We start from the raw sequence: 18057 nt of genomic DNA, 5'->3' as shown, positions 1-18057 counted from the left end.
ACTGTAGCCCGCCCGCGCCCTGCGAGCACACCGGTCGAGTCAAGGCAGGGGAACCGACCGCCGGCTCTGCTACCGGCCGACCTCCACGCGTGTGCCGACCCAGTAGACCGCGTGCGGACCGGCCCAGAAGGCACTATGGCTCAACGCGAGTGACCGCGGGTACACGGTCGAAGTCGCGATCGTAGCTGTACAGCTCGGAGTCTCCTTCCGACTCCATATGCGCCACGATCAGAGCATCTTCGAAATCCAGTCGTGGGTCCGATTCCCAGAGTTCGAGCGCCCGTAGACATACGTATTTGACCGAGAGCCGCAACCCGCGTAAAAGAAGCACCGGAAGTAGACGACCGCGAATCTCCGGCCGCGTCAGACCGTACTGGCGCGGCGAGGCCAGCACATAGATGACTTCGGCGACGATTGCCTCGGCAGTGCGGCCTTGCTCCTCTCCACGCTGCATTCGCTCAAAGAGTGCCTGGCAACGGGCCGCCTTGTCCGGCTCGGTCCCGGTCAGAAAGCGCAGGAAGATGTTGGTATCCACCCACCTCATTGATCGCGCAGCTTGCGCTCGGTGCGTTCGGCTCGCTCCTCTTTCACTTCGCGAATGATTTGCTTGAAATCGCCCTCGTTGCCCAGTGGCTGAACAGAAGCAAAAGCCGTTTTCAGGGTGAATGCTGGCCGTTTAAGGCGTACCTGATCTCCGTCGATCTGAAAAATAATCTTGCCGTGCGGACCTGTGCCCAGCAGCCGGCGCACCTCGGCCGGCACCGTCACCTGTCCTCGCTCAGTAACCGACGCCACGATTTCCTTCATCGCCACGCCTCCATTGCGCTGATACTCTTGCATTGACCATAGCATGATTCAATGCACCCCCGCCATCCTGATGTTCCTCAGCGCTGCAACCCGAGCAACTCCGCCGCCTCGGAAATCGTGGCGGGGCGGCGGCCCAGGCGGCGGATCAACGCCACCGCCTCCTGCACCAGCTCGACGTTCGTCGGCGTGCGCGGGCCGCCGTAGTCCTCCAGACCCACGCGCAGGTGGCCGCCCCGGCGCACCGCCTCCTCCGCGATCGTGCCCAGCACGTCGCCGCCGAGCACGGCCACGCTCCAGGGCAGCCCCGTGCCGTCGAGCAGCGCCAGGTACGCGGCCAGCGACGGCGCGGTCGGCGGCAGGCCGAAGCCGGGCGTGCCGCCGCCGAAGTAGAGCTTGATCAGGGCGCCGCGCGGCAGCGCCCCCCTGGCGTGGTAGGCCAGCGCCAGCCGCAGGAAGCCCGGCTCGAAGATCGAGACGCTCGGGCCAAGCCGGTGCGCCGCACAGCGCTCGACCATATGGCGCACGTCGGCGTAGGTGTTCACGTAGACGGCGTCGATCGCGGCGGGCAGGCCGTCTCCATCGAGCCCGCCGAGATCGACCGACCCCGGATCGATCAGGCCCATGCGCAGGTGGCCGGCCTTCGCCAGCTCGTCGACGTGCGCGTAACGCTCCGCCATCGACACGTGCGCCGCGCCGCCCAGCGTGCCGCTGCCCATCGTCGGGTAGAGGATCGCGTCCGGGCGCCGCTCGCGGATGCGCGCGTAGGCGGCCAGGTACGGCCCGGCGGCGTGCACCGGCGTGCCGTTCACGGGCTCGTCGTTGTGGTTGTGCACGATCGCCGCGCCGGCGTCGATGCAGGCGAGCGCGTTATCGACAATTTCATCAATGGACCGGGGCACATGTGGGTTGCGGCGCTTCGGCGTACCGCCGTTGATCGCCGCCTCGATGATCACCGGCGTCGCGTTCATCGCAGCTCCTCCGGGCGCGGGCTGCCGCGCCGCGCTCCAGTCTACGGCGTTGCGGTTCGGCAGGGTTCGCTGGCGCAACGGTACTGCAATCCTCTCTCAGCTATCGGTCAATGGCGATTAGTGCGTCTCAGTACGAACCAAAACCAGATGACAATCCACACAGCGCATGCGATAGTGTGCGCCGGTCCTGCTCATCCGGAGCCGAATATGCCTGCAGTTGCGTGCGCCAGGGGCGCGCTGGCCCGAATCACTCTGTCGCGAGAGGCTGTTCCGCCGCGGCCCGGCTTGTGCATCTGCGCGCCGGCCCGCACCGAGGGGGCACGATCATGTACGCCATCCGCGCCAGCGGCATTGCCGCCGCCGGCAAAGCGGCGCAGTTCGAAGCCTGGTATGTACGCTTCGTCCAGCACCTGAAGACACAGCCCGGCTACCTGCGCAGCGTCCTGTTCAACTCCTCCGGCATCATCAACCGCTACACCTCGCTCGTCACCTTCAGCGACCGCAAGGCCGCGCAGGCTTTCGACGGGCCCTACGCGCAGTTTATCGCCGCCAATCCGGTCCAGGACCTGATCGAGGTCGCGACGCCGCTGGAAGCCTGGGAGCTGCTGACGACGAACGGCGGCGCCGTGCCATCGGGCGGCGCTGTCGCCATGGTCGAGGTCAGTGTCGATCCCAACAAGGCGCAGGCCTTCGAGCAGAGCCGCACCGAGCTGCTGGCCCTGATCGCCCAGCAAGGCCGCGGCTTCGTGCGTAACGGCCTGTGGCGCTTCGGCGGCGGTCCCGGCCGCTACCTCATCGCCCACGGCCACGCGACGCGCGAAGACGTGATCGCCTCGCTCAACGAGGTGCCGCAGATCGCCCGCTTCCTCGCCGCCAACCCGCTGGCGGGCTTTCTCACGGCGCCGCCGGCGTTCGAGGAGTGCACGGTGACCACCGCCGACGTGCCGGCGACCGTCGCCCAGCGCCGCTGAGCCGTAACCACTGAAAGCCAGATCGCATCGAAACGCAAGGCGAAGAAAGGATTCCGCGCCATGTACGTGCTGCGTGTCCAGATCCAGGCGTTGCCAGGCAAGGCCGCCGAGTTCGAGAAGCGGGCCGAGAGCTTCAACCAGTTCATTGTGCAGCAGCAGGGCTGCCTGCGCGTCTCGACGCTGGCCTCGCTCGGCTACGTCGGCCAGTACGAAGGCCTCGCCAGCTTCACCGACGCCCAGGCCGCGAAGACCTGCCTGCGCGGTCCCTGGGCTGAATGGCTCGAGAAGAACCCGGTCAACGACGTGCTCACCCTGCGCGCCCCCACCGAGGCGTGGGAGATCGTGCAGACTTCGCTGCAAACCGCCTCGCCCAGCGGCAGCTTCTTCGCGTCCGCCCAGGTGACGATCGACCCTACACAGGCCGCCGCCTACGAGGCCAGCCGCAAGGAACTGCTGGCGCTCTTCGACCGCGAGGCGCGCGGCCTGGTCGGCGCGGCGCTGGGCCGCTTCTGCGGCGGCGGCGGGCGCTACGTGCTCGCCAGCGTGTACACCAACCGCGACGACGCCGAGCGCACCCTGCAGGCGCCCGCGATTCAGGCCTTCCTGCAGGCGAACCCGGCGAGCAAGTTCGGCGCCGTCGCCGCGCCGGAGATCACCTTCTCGGAGGTGGTGCATTCGCGGGTGGCGGCCGCCGTGGCGCAGCGCTGAGCGCCACGAGGGAGCGCGCGGGGTCGCAGGCAGCGCCTCCCAGCTTTGGTGGACCATTTCACATGGCCGCGCGGCGGCCGGCACACACTGATCCAGCACCGTTAGCCAGTCCGCTCATCTGTGCCGGGATGCGGCGGGGCGGCCTTCATTGCCGCTCCGTCCGCCTCCGGCGACGGTCTCGCAGAGCGCGTGTCCCTCCAACCACGGATCGCTCGATCGCGTAGCTCGCCTCGCCTTGCGGCGCTGGGATAGGTGCCGGGTTCTTTGACGAGCATGCGCAAAAATGGCCTCGCCAAACGTTCAAGTAACCGAATCGAGACGAATCTCGGATGTCGTCTCGCACGGACAAGTGAGGAGGAGTCGTCTTGGTTACCGAGACAACCCCAGCAGCGGTGGAGCGAATCGTCGATGAGTTCCTGGCGGCGTGGTCCGCCCACGATTCGGAACGCCTTCTGCGCCTGTTTACCGACGACGTGGAGTACGAAGACGTGCCGGCCGGCGCGGTCAATCATGGCAAGGCAGAGCTGCGGGCCTTCGCCGAGGGCTGGTTCGCTGCCTCGCCGGACATCCGTTTTGAGTTGACGTCAAAGGTCGTGACCGGCAGCCATGCTGCAGCGGAATGGGTGGGCTACGGCACGCAGCGCGGCGATCTGCCAGGAATGCCGGCCTCCGGAAAGCAGTTTCGGGTGCGCGGCGCGAGCGTGATGGAGCTGGCGGGCGGCAAGGTCAAGCGCTGCACGGACTACTGGGACTTCGCCACCGTAATGCGCCAACTCGGCTTCCTGCCTGAAGTGAAAAGCTGACCGTGCTACTGCCGTTGTGAAGGCGGCCGCGAGGGAGTTGGGCTGCACCGACTGAATGCCTCGGCGACATGTTTCCTCGCGGGTTGCGGACACCGGCACCTACTGGGGAAGGGGACAATGGGTGAGCTGAATGGCCAGGCCGCCATCGTCACCGGCGGCGGACGCGGCATCGGCAGGGCCATTGCACGGGCCTTCGCGGCAGCGGGAGCGGTCGTTGCGGTGACGGCGCGCTCGGTGGACGAGCTCGCGGAAACGGTGGCACTGATCGAAGGTTCCGGCGGGCGTGCCCTCACCCTCCCCGCGGACGTGAGCTGCCGAAGCGCCATCGAGGCGGTCGTGTGCAAGACCGAGGAGCGGCTTGGGCCGGTGGACGTGCTCGTCAACAACGCGGGCGTTAGCGGGCCGGTGGGTCCCATCTGGGAGGTCGACCCTGAGGAATGGCAGCGCTGCATCGAGGTTGACCTGGTGGGGCCATTCCTCTTTGCGCGGGCCGCGCTGCCTGGCATGGTGGAGCGGCGGCGCGGGCGCATCATTAATGTCGCAAGCGCACACGCGCTTGGCCCTTTTCCGCACGGCAGCGGCTACGGGGTGGCGAAGACGGCGCTCGTCCGATTGACCGAGACGTTGGCGGAGGAGTCAAGGCCATACGGGGTCACCGCCTTCGCGCTCGACCCGGCGCTTGTGCGCACGCGGCTGACCGAGACGGTCACGTCGATGCCCGAGTGGAAGCGATGGATGGTGAGCACGCCGGCCACCGCGGTGGGGCTTCCGCTCGTCGAGGCGGAACGTCCCGCCGATCTCTGCGTGAAGCTCGCCTCTGGCGCCGCCGATGAACTGAGCGGGCGCTACATCCGCGTGCAGGACGACTTCGACGCATTGGTGCAACGGGCTGCTGAGATCCAGAAAGAGGACCTCTACCGTCTTCGGCTCCGAGTGTGAGCGGTGGTGCAGCAGGGCAGCTGCCACACTGCGTATTGCTGATCGCCGCGGCCGCCGGCCTCCGGGGCATGACAGGGCCGCGGATCCGGGCGGCAAACCGCTCGATACACGTCGGCTTCAGCGGTACGGGGGTGAGGAGTGCCGGCCGTAGCGGTCGGAAGATGAGGAGCAATGACCATGGTGGCAGGAGAGGCGCTCGCCGCGGCCACGCTTGAGACGTTGCGAGCGGACTTCCGCGGGGAGCTGATCGAGCCCGGCATGGCGGGCTACGACGAGGCGCGTTCAGTCTGGAACGGCAACATCGACCGGCGGCCCGCGCTGATCGCCCGCTGCAGCGGCGTGGCGGACGTGATCGCCGCCGTGAACTTCGCCCGCGAGAACCAGTTGCTCGTCGCCGTGCGCGGCGGCGGCCACAACGCCGCCGGCTACGCTACCTGCGACGACGGCATCGTCATCGACCTTTCCGGCATGAAGGCCGTGCGCGTGGACCCCGCCGCCCGCACCGCATTCGTGCAGGGCGGTGCCACCTGGGCCGATTTCGACCGCGAGACGCAGGTCTTCGGCCTGGCGACGACCGGCGGCACCGTCTCCAACACCGGCGTCGGCGGCCTGACGCTCGGCGGCGGCATCGGCTGGCTGGAAGGCGAGCACGGCCTGAGCTGCGACAACCTGCTCTCTGCCGACGTCGTCACCGCCGATGGGCGCTGCCTGCGCGCCAGCGCTACGGAGAACGCGGACCTCTTCTGGGGCCTGCGCGGCGGCGGCGGCAACTTCGGCCTCGTCACCGCTTTCGAGTTCCGCCTGCACCCCGTCGGCCCGCTGGTGCTGGGCGGCATGATCGTCTACCCGCAGAGCGAGGCGAAGGCCGTCTTCCGCTTCTACCGCGAGTTCGCCCGCAGCCTGCCGGACGCGGCGGGTCTCTCCGGCGCCGCGCTGCTGACCCTGCCGGACGGCACTCCGGCCGTCGCCATGCTGTTCGCCTACAACGGCCCGCTTGAAGAAGGCGAGCGCCTGCTCGCGCCCGTCCGCCAGTTCGGCACGCCGCTCGCGGACATGATCCAGCCCATGCCCTACTGCGTGCGCCAGACGATCCTGGACGAAGCCTTCGCCGCGCACGGCATCCACCGCTACTGGAAGTCGGGCGACGCCCGCGAGCTGAGCGACGAGATCGTCGATCTGCTCCTGCAGGGCGCGGCCGACTGCCCTTCGCCCCAGTCGTCGATCGCCGTTTTCGGGTTGCATGGGGCGTCCACGCGCGTGGCGCCGGAGGCGACGGCCTTCGCCCTGCGCGAGCCGCTCTGGGACATCAATCTGATCGCGCAGTGGCAGGACAGCGCCGACTCGGAGCGCAACATCGCCTGGGGCCGCCAGCTCTGGGCGCGGGTCGAGCCGCTGACCGGCGGCAGGGTCTACGTCAACCACTTCGCCGCAGACGACAAGCCGGAGCGGATCCGCGCCTCCTATGGCCCGAACTACGAGCGCCTGCTGGCCCTGAAGCAGCGCTACGACCCGACGAACCTGTTCTCGCTCAACCCCAACATCAAGCCCGCCGGCTGAGCGGCCGCAACGGCGCACGAGTGCAGCAAATCAGCAGAAGGGAGAATGTTCCATGCGTGTCGGAATCATCACCGTCGGCGTGGACGTGACCGCGCTGGCGCAACGCGCCGAGGCCCTGGGCTTCGACTGCCTCTGGATCCCCGAGCACACCACCACGCCGGTGCAAATCGCTCCGAAGACCACCAACTATCGGCAACACCTGGAAGAGGACGGCACGCCTCAGCTCCTCTATCGCTCCGGCCAGTTCGCCGATCCGTTCATCACCCTGGCGCGGGCCTCCGCCGTCACCGCCCGGCTGAAGCTGGGAACGGGGATCTGCCTTGTGCCGGAGCACAATCCGCTGCTGCTGGCAAAGCAGGTTGCGACGCTCGATGCCTTCTGCGGCGGGCGCTTCCGCTTCGGCGTCGGCGCCGGCTGGCTGGAGGAAGAGACCGCCATCATGGGCGGCGACTTCGCCCATCGCTGGGGCCAGACGCGCGAAGCGATCCTGGCGATGAAGGCGCTCTGGACCAATGAATCGGCGGCGTTCCACGGCAAGCACTACGACTTCCCCGCCGTGCTCTCCTATCCGAAGCCGGCGCAGCAGCCGCACCCGCCGATCTACGTCGGCGCCTTCGCCATGGGCAACGTCTTCCGCCGCGTGGTCAGCTACGCGGACGGCTGGATCACCTGGATCCTCACGCCGGAGCAGGTCCGCGAGGGCCGCGCCCGGCTCAACGAGGCGGCGCGCGGGGCCGGCCGCGACCCGCGTTCGATCGACATCGTGGCGATGCCGGTGGCGGCCGAGCTCGACGCCTTCAAGGCGTATGAGGACGCCGGCGCGGATGAAGCCGTTGTGCTGGTCATGCCGGGGCCTGAGCCGGAGATGCTGAACGAGCTGGAGCAGATCGCCAGGGTCGTGCTGCCGCGCTACGGCGCGCTCACGCGGGCCTGAGCGCGGCGCGGCCGATCAGACCGGGTAGGCCTCGGTGCGTGTAGTGTGGGGGGAGTCCCATGACGACCGACGAGGCGTTAACGATCCTGCGAACGGACCCAGTGGCACGAGACCTACTCGCCTCTGCCAACATGGCCCGGCTCGCCTACACCTGGCGCGACGGCAGCCCGCGCGTCGTGCCGATGTGGTTCCAGTGGACGGGGGCGGAACTGCTGATGGGCGCGCCGCCGAACTCGCCGAAGATGAAGGTTCTTGGGACGCGGCCGCAGGTCGCAGTGAGCATCGACGGCGTGCAGTGGCCCTACCAGTGGCTGACGGTGCGCGGGACCGCCACGGTGCAGGTAGCGAGCGAGCCATTGCCCTTCCGGGAATACGTCATGATGGCGCAGAGGTACTTGGGCGAGGCGGGCGGCGAGCAGTTCCTGACGGCATTGCGCCAGACGTTCTCTGCCTGGAGCCGCATCGCCATCCAGCCGCAGGAGGTGCGGGTGCTCGACTTCCAGGGCCGCTTCCCCGGCGCCTGGTCGGGCGGAAGCCACGGCACCTGACCGGGCATCGCGCTGTCTCCTGCCCCGTGCAACGCCGGGTTGTCGCGGCGGCCGGTTCGCAGTAGAATCGTGCAGAATTGCTGCAAGGGCCGCGGCAGCGGTCAGAATGGAGATGGCGCACGTGTCCGGTGTGAAGCAACTCGGCTACCTCAGCATCGGTGTGAGCGACCCGGAGGGCTGGCGCGCCATGGCGACGCGCGCCCTCGGCCTGGAAATCGTGCCGGGCGACGGCCGCTCCACCTCCTACCTGCGGATGGACGAGCATCACCATCGCATTGAACTCCGCAAAGATGGCACCGACGATTTGCAGGTGGTCGGCTGGGAGGTGCCGGACTCCGCGACCCTCCAGGCCGTTGCCCAGCGCCTCGAGGACGCCGGCGTGCCGGTACAGGCCGGCACGCGCGACGAGGCCGACCAGCGGCGGGTGCTCGAGCTGATCAAGTTCCAGGATCCCGGCGGCATTCCCACCGAGATCTACTACGGGCAGCCGCTCAACCAGAAGCCGTTCCATCCCGCGCGCGCGATCTCGGGGTACAAGACCGGCGATATGGGTCTTGGTCACCTGGTCGTCTACCAGCCCGACCTGGAGGCGAGCCTGCGTTTCTACACCGAGCTGCTCGGCTTCCGCGTTTCGGACGTTATCGGGCCCGCCGGCCATCCCCTGGGGGTGTTCCTGCACTGCAACGCGCGGCACCACTCGATCGCCCTGTTCGCCGCCCCGCACGCGAGCAAGCGGATCAACCACTTCATGCTGGAGGCTAACAGCCTGGATGATGTCGGCTCCGGCCGCGACATCTGCCGCCAGCAGGGCCTGCCGATCGTCATCGATCTCGGCAGGCACATGAACGATCATATGGTGTCGTTCTACCTCGGCAATCCCTCGCAGTTTGCCATCGAGTACGGCTGGGGCGCCCGCACGGTCGACGACAGCTGCTGGCAGGTCGGCCACTACGAGTCCGTGGAGTCCATCTGGGGCCACCCGGAGCTGTCACAGATGGCGGCGCAGATGGCCCAGGCGGCCGCCGCGGCGGACTAGGATCCGCCCGGTAGCTGACGCGGCGGCCACGGCAGCCATGCGGCGGGCACGCTGCCGATAATCACACCGCCGTACGCAGGCTGCCTGTACGCCGTGCGCGGAGATCCAGCCCCGGCGTTTCCAAGCGTTTCGTCTGCGGGGAGGGCGGCGATGATCGCCGCCCTCCCCGCGGCGCGCCCAGCACGCGGGGAAGATGTTAAACGTCGATGACTATTCGTACAGGGGTCTTTCATCTGCATCCCCGCCTGCCTACACTGCCTCCAGCCGTGCCCCGTCGCAGGGCGGGCGCGACAGCGCCCGATGCCGGCTCGCGGAGGATGCCATGCCCCGGATGCACGACATGCAGCGCTACCTGGTCGAGGAGTTCACTGAGGAGTATCTCGAAGGCCGCATGGGCCGGCGCGACCTGCTGCGCCGGGTGCTGCTGATGACGGGCTCCGCCGCCGTCACCGCCGCCGCGCTCGGCGGCCTCGGCGTGCGCAGCCGCGCCGCCGAGGCCGCTGCGCCGATCCGGCCGCGGCCGTTGCCGCCCGCCGGCCCGGTGCCGGCCGCGATCCTGGCGCAGATGCAGGCCGACCCGGGCGCGCCGCCGTCGCAGCAAACCACCGATAACGTCGTCGATCCGGGCGACCCGCGCATCATCGCCGGCGTGGTCAGCTTCGCCGGCGCCGCCGGTGACCTGTTGGGCTACCTGGCCCAGCCCGCCGACGGCGCCGTGCATCCTGGCATTGGCGTCGTGCACGAGAACTGGGGCTTGATCGAGCCGAACATGGACATTTGCCGCCGCTACGCCCTGGAGGGATACGCCGCGCTCTGCGTCGAACTGGTCTCGCGCGCCGGCGGCACGGCGCAGTTTATGGACGACCTCGCGCGGGCCTCCGGCTTCCTCGGCGGCGCCAACCCCGACGATCTGGTCAGCGACCTGATCTCCGGCGTCGTCTTCCTCTCGCAGCAGCCGCTGGTGGACAGCGCCCTGCTCGGCGCCACCGGCTTCTGCTTCGGCGGCGGCCTGGTCTGGCGGCTGCTGGAACAGGATACGAACATCAAGGCGGCCGTGCCGTTCTACGGCCCCACCCCGCCGCTGGCCGACGCGCCGAACATCACTGCCGCCGTGCTGGGGATCTACGCCGAGCTCGATACGCGGATCACAAGCTCCTCGAACGATCTCGACGCGGTGCTCGATGCGGCCGGCGTCAGGCACGACAAATGGATCGCGCCCGGCGCCAACCACGCCTTCTTCAACAACACCGGCCCGGCCTACAACCCGGCGGATGCGATGGCAGGCTAGCAGCGCGCCCTCGCCTGGTTCGCGCAGTACCTTGTGTAGGGAACAGGGAAGAGAGGGCGGTGCGGCCCGACTATTCGCCGGAGGCGGCGGGGAGGATGGCGCGGCGCACGGCCTCGACGATCTGGTCGATGTCGTACGGCTTGCCGATCAGCTCGAAGGACGGTGTGCGGCCCACGAGTTCGTCGAGGGCGCGCTTGTTGGTCGTGGTGACGACGAAGCGGCGCCCCTGCGCTTCGCCCAGCCGCTCCACCCATTGAAAGAACTGCCAGTTCGCCTGGTACGGCAGCGAGACGTCGTAGACGATCACCCGAGGGTTGTGCTCGGCGAAGAAGGCGGTGATGTCCTCTTCGCCGCTCTTCAGTTCCGGCACCTGGCCGGAAACCACGGTGTAGCCCTCTTCCTCCAGCACTAACCTGAGCAGGTTGATCACCTCCTCGCTGGAGTTGAAGACAGCCACCACACCGCCGGCTGCCTCTGCCATCACACCGCTCCCCGTGCGCCTGTCTGCCGGAGCTTTGCAGCCACGCCCGTTCGCGCGGAGCGTATGCCGCGCATACGGACTGGTCAAGAGGGTATCAGCGGCGCCGCGGGCGCATGCCGCGACTCCTATTCCCTATCCTGGCCGAGCACGCGGCGGACCGTGCTGAGCAGCACGTCGAGGTCGAAAGGCTTCTGTACGTAGGCGCGAGCGCCCAGACGCCAGGGCCGCGCCTCGAACCGGGCCGTAGCCGAGACGATGATGATCGGCACTGCATCGCCGAAATGCGCTTGAATGTAGGCGGCAATCGCCTCGCCGTCGGCGTGCGGCAGACCCAGATCCAGCAGCACGGCGCTCGGCTGCCGATCGCTCAGCCGCGCGAACGCCTCGCGGCCGTCGGCCGCCGCCTCACAGGGCAGGCCGTCCTCGCGCAGCGCCGCGCACATCATCTCGCGGATGCCGGCGTCGTCTTCGATGACCAGCAGAGGGGCGTTCGACTGCTCCATGCGCCGCCGGCGCCAGAACCCTGGCGATCTTCCGCCAGTGTCGGTGTTGCCGTGCGGCTGTGTCCAGCGCGGATCGGGCTCGCGACCCAGCAGCGGAACGCTATCTCGCCGGCCGGAATCGCACGAGCGTGACTTCGGGCGTCACGTCGTCGTAGGTGGCGACGAGCGGCATGTCGATCTGCACGGCGTCGAGCGGGCAATCGACCAGGTTCGCGATCATGCGCGGGCCTTCGTCCAGTTGCACCATCGCGTAGACGTAGGGCGCATCCTCGGTGAAGGCGGGGTTCGCCGGCTGATGAATCACGGTATACGAATGCAGCCGGCCGCGCCCGCTGACGGGCTGCCAGACGATCTCGGCACGCAGGCAGACGGGGCAGACCTCGCGCGGGTAGAAGAAGAGCCGGTCGCAGAGGCGGCAGCGCGGCATCAGCAGCTCGTGGCGCCTGGCTGCCTCCCAGAACGGCCGGCTCGCCTCGCGGTGCAGCGGAATCGGCAGCGGCTTGCGGTAGTCGGTCACCATCGGCTGTCCACCTGAGAAGAAAGGAAAGAGGATAGAGGGAATAGGAGATAGGGATTGCCGGGAGGCGCTCGTTCCTATTTTCTATCTCCTACTTTCTATTTCCTCGTCACACGGCGTCCTCGGACCCGAGGACCAGCGAGCACATTTCGCTCGCCGTGCCGCCTCAACCATTCACCATGCAGAGATCGTTCCTCCGCACCTGGCGCGGCCCGGCGCGGCCCATGATCTGCCGCGCCGCCTCGATCACGTGGCGGAAGCCGCCGGCGAGGCCGGGCTGGCCGCCGGAGATCTGGCCGCCGTCCGTGTTGATCGGGAAATCGCCCTTGTAGGTCGTGTCGGTGTGCTGATAGAAGGGGCCGATCTCGCCCTTCTTGACGAAGCCCGCGTCCTCCAGCGTAACCGCCACGAGAATCGTGTAGCAGTCGTAGAACTCGGCGAACTGCATGTCGGCGGGCCGGTAGCCGGCCATGCCCAGCGCCCGCGCCGCCGAGACCCTGGCCGGCGTCACCGTGATGCGCGGCGTCTGCCAGATCGCGGCGTTCGCCTGCTCCAGCCCGGCGCCCAGCAGGTAGACCGGCCGGTTGGGCAGCGACTTCGCCCGCTCCGCCGTGGTGACGATGCAGGCGGCCGCGCCGGCCGAGGGCATCACGCACTCCAGCATGTGCAGCGGCTCGTTGATGTAGCGCGAGTTGAGTACGTCGTCGATCGTGATCGGCTGGCCCTGAAACGTGGCGTTGGGGTTCTGCAACGCGTTGAAGCGCTCGTCCACGGCCAGCTTCGCCATCTGCTCCGGCGTGGTGCCGTACTCGTGCATGTGGCGGCGGTAGATCAAGGCGTAGCCGGTGCCGGCGCCGGCCGCCGGGCCGAACGGCTGCTCGAACTCCGCGTTGACGCTGCCGCGGCCCGCGCCGGGGCGCGGCGGCGCGGCGCCCGCATCCCGCGCGTTGCCCATCACGATCAGCGCCGTGTGGCACAGGCCGGCGTTGATCGCGGAGGCAGCGACGGCCACGGAGGTTGCGCCCGTCGCGCCCTGCATCGAGACGCCGGTGGCGAAATTCGGCCGCATGCCGAGATATTCGGCCATCGCTGCCGGCGTCATGTTCGTGCCGTCCACGACCAGGCCGTCCACGTCCTCTTTGCGCAGGCCGGCATCCTCGATCGCCAGCCGTGCCGCCTCCGCGCAGAGGCCCTCCAGCGAGCGGCCGGGATAGCTGCGCCGCGTGGGCAGCTCGCCGATGCCGACGATCGCCGCCTTCCCTCGCAGGCTCATCGCTGCCGTACCTCCTCCGCTGCCTGCCGCGCCTCGACGATGCCGCGCTGCTGCAACTCGGCGACGGCGGCGCCGTCGAGGCCGAGGTCGTGCGCCAGCACGGCGGCCGTATGTTCTCCCAGCAAGGGCGCCGCCTGCAAGGGCACGTGCGAGGCTGAGAGGCGCAGCGGTGAGCCCATCACGCGCACGTCGCCCGCCGTCGCGTGCGGAATCGTCTGCACCAGCCCGCGTTCGACGAGGTGCGGGTCGGTGAAGAGATCCAGGGTGTCCAGCACGGCGCTGCAGGGCACGCCGGCCTCACCCAGCTCGCGCATCGCCTCGTGCTTGCTGCGCCGCCGCGTCCAGGCGGCGATCTCGGCGTGCAGCTCGTCGCCGTGCTCGATGCGCGCCGGGCCGGTCTCGAAGCGTGGGTCGTTCACCAGCTCTGGCCGGCCGATCGCGGCGCAGAGCGTGTCCCACATGCGCGTGGTCACGACCATGATGAACAGGTAGTCGTTCGGCCCGCCGGGGGCGCAAGGATAGATGTCGGACGGCATGCCGAGACGGGTGCCGCTGCGCTGGCCCGGCGCCTGGCCCCAGGTTTGCAGGCCGAGCGTGCGCATGAACAGCGTCACCGCTTCCTGCATCGAGATCTCGATCAGCTGGCCCTCGCCGGTGCGCTGTTTCTGCACGTAGGCCGCGGTGATTGCCAGCGCCATCTGGATACCGGTGCCCGAGTCGCCGATCGTCGGCGCAGGGCGCATGGGCGGGCCGTCGCGCGGGCCGGTCATGGAGAAGGTGCCTCCCGCCGCCTGCGCCACCCAGTCGTAGGACTTGTAGCCGCTGTACGGCCCGCTGAGGCCGAAGCCCTTGACCCGGCCGTAGATGATGCCCGGATTCACCGCGCGCAGCACGTCGTAATCCAGTCCCAGCCGCTCGATCACGCCGGGGCCGTAGTTCTCCACGAACACGTCGTAGCGCGGCGCCAGCCGCATCAGCAGCTCGCGGCCTTCCGGCCGGCTGAGGTCGATCACGATGCTGCGCTTGTTGCTGTTGTAGTTCAAAAAGTACTGGGAGACGGCTGGCCCCTGCGTGACGCCGCGGCCCGGATCGCCGCGGCCGGGCGGCTCGACCTTGACCACGTCGGCCCCAAGCCAGGCGAGCAGCTGCGTGCAGGAGGTGCCCGCCTCGTACTGCGTCATATCGAGCACGCGCATCCCATCGAGAGCCGGCATAGGCGCTCCTCCGCGATCGGGTGCTGTCGGGGCGTTTCTGCGTGGCTGAAGCGTCTCTCCCGATCAGGCCGACGGTACCGCGATCGCAGGCGGCTTTCAATGGCGTGCTGAGGCAATCGGAGAGCCGGTCCGCTCGTGCCGGTGCGGCTCGGCAAGCGCGGGCAGGCAGGCACGGATTGGCTGACCGAGTGCGAGGCTCACATCCGCCCGCCGCGCGCCGCCGATCGGCCGGCCAACAGACGGACGGCGGCCGCGGCGGCACTGGCCGGCTACTCCGGCTCGATGCCGTGCCGGCGGAGCACGTCCTCCAGGCCGAGATCGACCCGCGCCGCGTGCAGCCGCCGCACGCGCGCGGCCCACGCCACCCCCTGTGCCGCAAGCTCCTGCAGCCGGTCGGCAAAGAGCATGCCGAGCAGGACTTGCTGCGTCTGCGGATCGCGTCCGCCGGCGCGCATGGCCGCAATCACTTCGGCCAGCAGCGCCTCCATGCGGGCGCGATCCTCGGCACTGAGGCACGCTAATGCGTCCAGCGGCGGCTCCTTCGCGGCGGCACGGGCGCCGCTTCGAGTTGACTGACACATCATAAAGATTTGCTTGCGATCCTGTATACATACCGTTACTGTAGAGAGACCGTTGTGTGGCGAACCCGGTTCAGGAGGTTCCCGTGGTCACTGCCATCCGCGCCGCCGAGTCCGTTAGCTCGCCAACATCGGCGCTGTGCCGCGTGTTCCTGGTCCGGGGCGACACGCTTGCCTGGCTGGGTCTGCGCAGCCTGCTCGCTGACCTGCCCACGGTCGCGGTGATGGGCGAAGCCACGACGGCGGCGGACGCGCTTTGCATGGCGCCGGCGCTGGCGCCTGACGTGATCGTGCTCCCCGGCGCCGTTGCCGGTGTGGCCGCTCCGATCGTGATCACGCGGCTGCGCGAGCGCTGTCCCACGGCGTGCTTCGTCATCCTCCTCGACCAGCTTGATCCTCAGACGCTGGTTGCCCTGGGCGAGGCGGCGGTCGCGGCCTGTGTGCTGCTGAGCGAAGTGACGCCGGCCCTGCTGGGCCGCGTTCTGGCCGCTGCCGGCACCGGCAGCGACGACTCCCATAAGCTTTGGAGCCGCGCGGTGCTCACAGCGTTCGCCGCCGCGCACGGACCGCGTGAGGAGAGCGCCGCGCCGCGCACAGCGCCGCTCACACCACAGCAGCGACGGGTGCTGGTGCTGATCGCCGGCGGCCTGAGCGACCAGCAAACGGCTGCCCGGCTCGATCTCAGCGCGAGCACTGTCGCGAGCCATATCCACGAGCTGAGCGCCCGTATCGGCGCCGCCAACCGCTTCCAGATCGGCTGGCTGGCGCACGAGCTGGGGCTCGTCTCGCGTGAGGAAATGCTCCGTGCCCTTGCTGACCGGCTGACCGCCCGCATCGGCTAGCGAACCCTCCAGGTCGGAACCCGTATTTCCTCCAGTCCGATCTGGAGGAATCGCGATGGACGGCGCTGCCCGGACCGCGCATGCTCCCAGAGCAAACGGGTGGTACCCAACCGCCTCTCGAAAACGCCCCTATTGGGATACGGTGCTGACGGTCACGGTACCGGGCTGAGTCGAGTAGACCCAGCCCGCCTGGCCGGGCTGGAGCGTCGTAGTTTCCTGATACATCGCTGTTGTTGGGTCGTACACCAGCACGGCATCGACCCCGGACACCTGCGCCGGACGATCGGTTGCATTGCCAATCGGGGTCAGTTCGTCGTGATTGATCGAATAGGAGAAGATCTCTGCAGGTGCGTCAGGTAGAGAGATGGTTCTCAGATCAGAGAAAAATGTCCAGTACATCGTCAGCCGAGGGAGCATCGTACCGGTTGCGATCGGGAGATCGTGGCTCGTGTGATTTACGGCCATCCTGCCAACCAGATACACCGATTGGAGATCGCTCAACAGCGGAGAGTTATCAGCAGAGGCGATAAGGTTCCAGCCAGACGGGTACTGAACCATAGAGGTGGCAGGAGCCACGCGATCGGCGATGACGGTGGTGAACGTTACCGCCGACCGGAACCCTGCGACACATTGGACGATATTGAGTTGCTGGGCCACGGTAACACAGTTCTGTGTAGGCTCACCCGTTGGCCCCTCAACAATTGCAGCCGCCTGGTCTGGCGCAACGGTGATGGTCAGACGTGCTGGATGCGAATTCACAGCGAAGTCGTACGTCAGGCCGGCAGGCTGGTCGGCAAGACTTTGCACCCGCAGCGAACCGCCGCCGCCAGGCGTGGGTGCGGGGGCTGGCGTGCGGCGGGCGCCGGCGAAATACACGGTGCCGTGAGGCGGAATGACCACGGTGGTGTTGGGATATTCGACGAGGATGTCCTGCCCCTGAGGAGTGGGACTAGCGTTCGGCGTGGCCTGGACCGCCGGCTTGGGCTGGTTGCGCGACACCGCCGCCACCGGCGTGGTCCCCTGCGTCGCGGTGCTGCGCACCGCCGCCTGAGGAGAACGCGCGCTGCTGGGTGGCGTGGGCCGATCCTGGCAGCCGGAAGTCAGGCCGAGCAGGACGACAATCGCGAAGACGGGCATCGCCGTGCGAGAGCGATGGCCAAGACCCGGTCGTCGCGCCATGTGCGCCCCCATGGTGGTCGATGGTTGTGACCCATAGTATCGGCAATCCGCGAACCCGTCTGCACCCACGGCCAAGTCGTTGAAATTTATTCTTGACAGTATCGCAACTGCCGTGACAGCCTGTGCGGAGTTTATTGCACTGAGGTAACGATGCGACGCCGATTCGTGTGCCTGGCCGCTCTCCTGCTCATGCTGAAGCTGACCCTCTTTCCTACTCCACCGACGACGTGGGCTCAAACGCCTCCGCCGACACCATCGGCGCAGGGCCATGTGACGCCGACACCCACTGCCGGAGGTCAACCGCGCAATCCGGGCACTCCGACCACCGGGCCGGCCACAGGCACTCCGACCGCGGCTCCGAGCCCTGCTCCGGTATTGCGTCCCGGTCAAGCGACGTCGCTCTCCGGGTTCTTGCGGATCTACTGGGGTGATACACCAACCTCGAGCAAGGTGATCGTTGCGCTTGAGCCGGATGCCGACCCCGCCCATTCCATCGAGATCCAGGTCAACCAGTCCACCCAACTACCGCGCCAAGGCCTGCGCGCCATTGAGTCCAAGCACGTGGTGACGACCGGCGTGGTCGCCTCCGCGGCATCTGTGAGCCGGCGACCAGTCGTCACTGCCTCATCGATCCAACCCACGGGGCCGACGATGATGGCTGCCGTTGCCCCACCGCTCAATACCACCTGGCTCAATCTGCTCTGCCGCTTCGCTGACGACAACCTGAAAAACCTTGACCCCAACCCCTGGCAGTTCTTCGATGCCTATACTGAACCGCCCCGGGTATCCTGGAGGCTCCGGACTTTGAGAGGACGGAGCAATGGCAAAGGTGACCAGGTACCCTGCCGAGTTACGCGAACGGGCGGTGCGCATGGTGGTCGAGCACCGCAAAGACTATGCCTCGGAGTGGG

Annotated in this window: 20 protein-coding genes; 10 read left to right on the top strand and 10 right to left on the bottom strand. The window is 68.2% G+C overall.

What is annotated here, in order from left to right; translation table 11 throughout:
• Positions 1–133: 133 nt before the first annotated feature.
• From VKV26_01840 to VKV26_01830, 3 genes are all read right to left on the bottom strand, one after another.
• Positions 134–544 (bottom strand): type II toxin-antitoxin system VapC family toxin, encoded by a 411-nt coding sequence (locus VKV26_01840; GenBank protein ID HLZ68627.1) that lies wholly within the window; start codon positions 542–544, stop codon positions 134–136.
• The gene (locus tag VKV26_01835; GenBank protein ID HLZ68626.1) at positions 541–807 is read right to left on the bottom strand and encodes a hypothetical protein; all 267 of its coding nucleotides are present in this window, start codon (positions 805–807) and stop codon (positions 541–543) included. Before VKV26_01835 ends, VKV26_01840 begins: the two co-directional genes overlap by 4 nt.
• 77 nt (positions 808–884) lie before the next feature.
• Positions 885–1775, bottom strand: a complete 891-nt coding sequence (locus VKV26_01830) for a 3-keto-5-aminohexanoate cleavage protein (protein HLZ68625.1) — start codon at positions 1773–1775, stop codon at positions 885–887.
• Positions 1776–2101: 326 nt separating this feature from the next.
• Here VKV26_01830 and VKV26_01825 point away from each other — a divergent pair, with 326 nt between their 5' ends.
• From VKV26_01825 to VKV26_01785, 9 genes are all read left to right on the top strand, one after another.
• Positions 2102–2746 carry a hypothetical protein gene (locus VKV26_01825; GenBank protein ID HLZ68624.1) on the top strand — a complete coding sequence of 215 codons (645 nt, stop codon included), beginning with the start codon at positions 2102–2104 and terminating at the stop codon, positions 2744–2746.
• Positions 2747–2806: 60 nt separating this feature from the next.
• A complete protein-coding gene (locus VKV26_01820) occupies positions 2807–3454 on the top strand; it encodes an antibiotic biosynthesis monooxygenase (protein ID HLZ68623.1) in 648 nt (215 codons plus the stop codon).
• Positions 3455–3819: 365 nt separating this feature from the next.
• On the top strand, positions 3820–4257 hold the full coding sequence (locus VKV26_01815; protein HLZ68622.1) for an ester cyclase: 438 nt from the start codon (positions 3820–3822) through the stop codon (positions 4255–4257).
• A 117-nt stretch (positions 4258–4374) separates the two neighbouring features.
• Complete coding sequence (locus VKV26_01810) at positions 4375–5196, top strand: SDR family oxidoreductase (GenBank protein HLZ68621.1); 822 nt, start codon at positions 4375–4377, stop codon at positions 5194–5196.
• Positions 5197–5373: 177 nt separating this feature from the next.
• The gene (locus VKV26_01805) at positions 5374–6753 is read left to right on the top strand and encodes an FAD-binding oxidoreductase (GenBank protein ID HLZ68620.1); all 1380 of its coding nucleotides are present in this window, start codon (positions 5374–5376) and stop codon (positions 6751–6753) included.
• A 52-nt stretch (positions 6754–6805) separates the two neighbouring features.
• Entirely contained in the window at positions 6806–7687 is an 882-nt protein-coding gene (locus tag VKV26_01800) for an LLM class F420-dependent oxidoreductase (GenBank protein ID HLZ68619.1), read from the top strand.
• A gap of 59 nt (positions 7688–7746) precedes the next feature.
• Complete coding sequence (locus tag VKV26_01795) at positions 7747–8235, top strand: pyridoxamine 5'-phosphate oxidase family protein (protein ID HLZ68618.1); 489 nt, start codon at positions 7747–7749, stop codon at positions 8233–8235.
• 121 nt (positions 8236–8356) lie between these two features.
• Positions 8357–9271, top strand: a complete 915-nt coding sequence (locus VKV26_01790; GenBank protein ID HLZ68617.1) for a VOC family protein — start codon at positions 8357–8359, stop codon at positions 9269–9271.
• A gap of 322 nt (positions 9272–9593) precedes the next feature.
• Complete coding sequence (locus tag VKV26_01785; GenBank protein HLZ68616.1) at positions 9594–10559, top strand: dienelactone hydrolase family protein; 966 nt, start codon at positions 9594–9596, stop codon at positions 10557–10559.
• A gap of 70 nt (positions 10560–10629) precedes the next feature.
• Here the strand turns inward: VKV26_01785 and VKV26_01780 are convergent, their stop codons facing one another.
• The 6 genes from VKV26_01780 to VKV26_01755 form a co-directional block, all read right to left on the bottom strand.
• Positions 10630–11040: a hypothetical protein gene (locus VKV26_01780; GenBank protein ID HLZ68615.1), complete on the bottom strand. Its 411-nt coding sequence runs from the start codon at positions 11038–11040 to the stop codon at positions 10630–10632.
• 125 nt (positions 11041–11165) lie between these two features.
• On the bottom strand, positions 11166–11543 hold the full coding sequence (locus VKV26_01775; protein HLZ68614.1) for a response regulator: 378 nt from the start codon (positions 11541–11543) through the stop codon (positions 11166–11168).
• Positions 11544–11643: 100 nt separating this feature from the next.
• The gene (locus VKV26_01770) at positions 11644–12063 is read right to left on the bottom strand and encodes a Zn-ribbon domain-containing OB-fold protein (protein HLZ68613.1); all 420 of its coding nucleotides are present in this window, start codon (positions 12061–12063) and stop codon (positions 11644–11646) included.
• Positions 12064–12226: 163 nt separating this feature from the next.
• The gene (locus tag VKV26_01765; protein ID HLZ68612.1) at positions 12227–13333 is read right to left on the bottom strand and encodes a thiolase family protein; all 1107 of its coding nucleotides are present in this window, start codon (positions 13331–13333) and stop codon (positions 12227–12229) included.
• The gene (locus VKV26_01760) at positions 13330–14547 is read right to left on the bottom strand and encodes a CoA transferase (GenBank protein HLZ68611.1); all 1218 of its coding nucleotides are present in this window, start codon (positions 14545–14547) and stop codon (positions 13330–13332) included. Before VKV26_01760 ends, VKV26_01765 begins: the two co-directional genes overlap by 4 nt.
• Before the next feature lie 269 nt (positions 14548–14816).
• Complete coding sequence (locus tag VKV26_01755) at positions 14817–15035, bottom strand: hypothetical protein (GenBank protein ID HLZ68610.1); 219 nt, start codon at positions 15033–15035, stop codon at positions 14817–14819.
• Positions 15036–15211: 176 nt separating this feature from the next.
• Here VKV26_01755 and VKV26_01750 point away from each other — a divergent pair, with 176 nt between their 5' ends.
• Positions 15212–15967 carry a response regulator transcription factor gene (locus VKV26_01750; GenBank protein ID HLZ68609.1) on the top strand — a complete coding sequence of 252 codons (756 nt, stop codon included), beginning with the start codon at positions 15212–15214 and terminating at the stop codon, positions 15965–15967.
• Positions 15968–16096: 129 nt separating this feature from the next.
• Here VKV26_01750 and VKV26_01745 read toward each other — a convergent pair whose 3' ends face one another.
• Positions 16097–17146 carry a hypothetical protein gene (locus tag VKV26_01745; protein ID HLZ68608.1) on the bottom strand — a complete coding sequence of 350 codons (1050 nt, stop codon included), beginning with the start codon at positions 17144–17146 and terminating at the stop codon, positions 16097–16099.
• Between the last annotated feature and the right edge of the window lie 911 nt (positions 17147–18057).

This window comes from Dehalococcoidia bacterium, from assembly GCA_035310145.1.
Taxonomy (GTDB): Bacteria; Chloroflexota; Dehalococcoidia; order CAUJGQ01; family CAUJGQ01; genus CALFMN01.
Note: the sequence above shows the minus strand (reverse complement) of the source record. Positions and strands in the feature narration are given on the sequence as shown.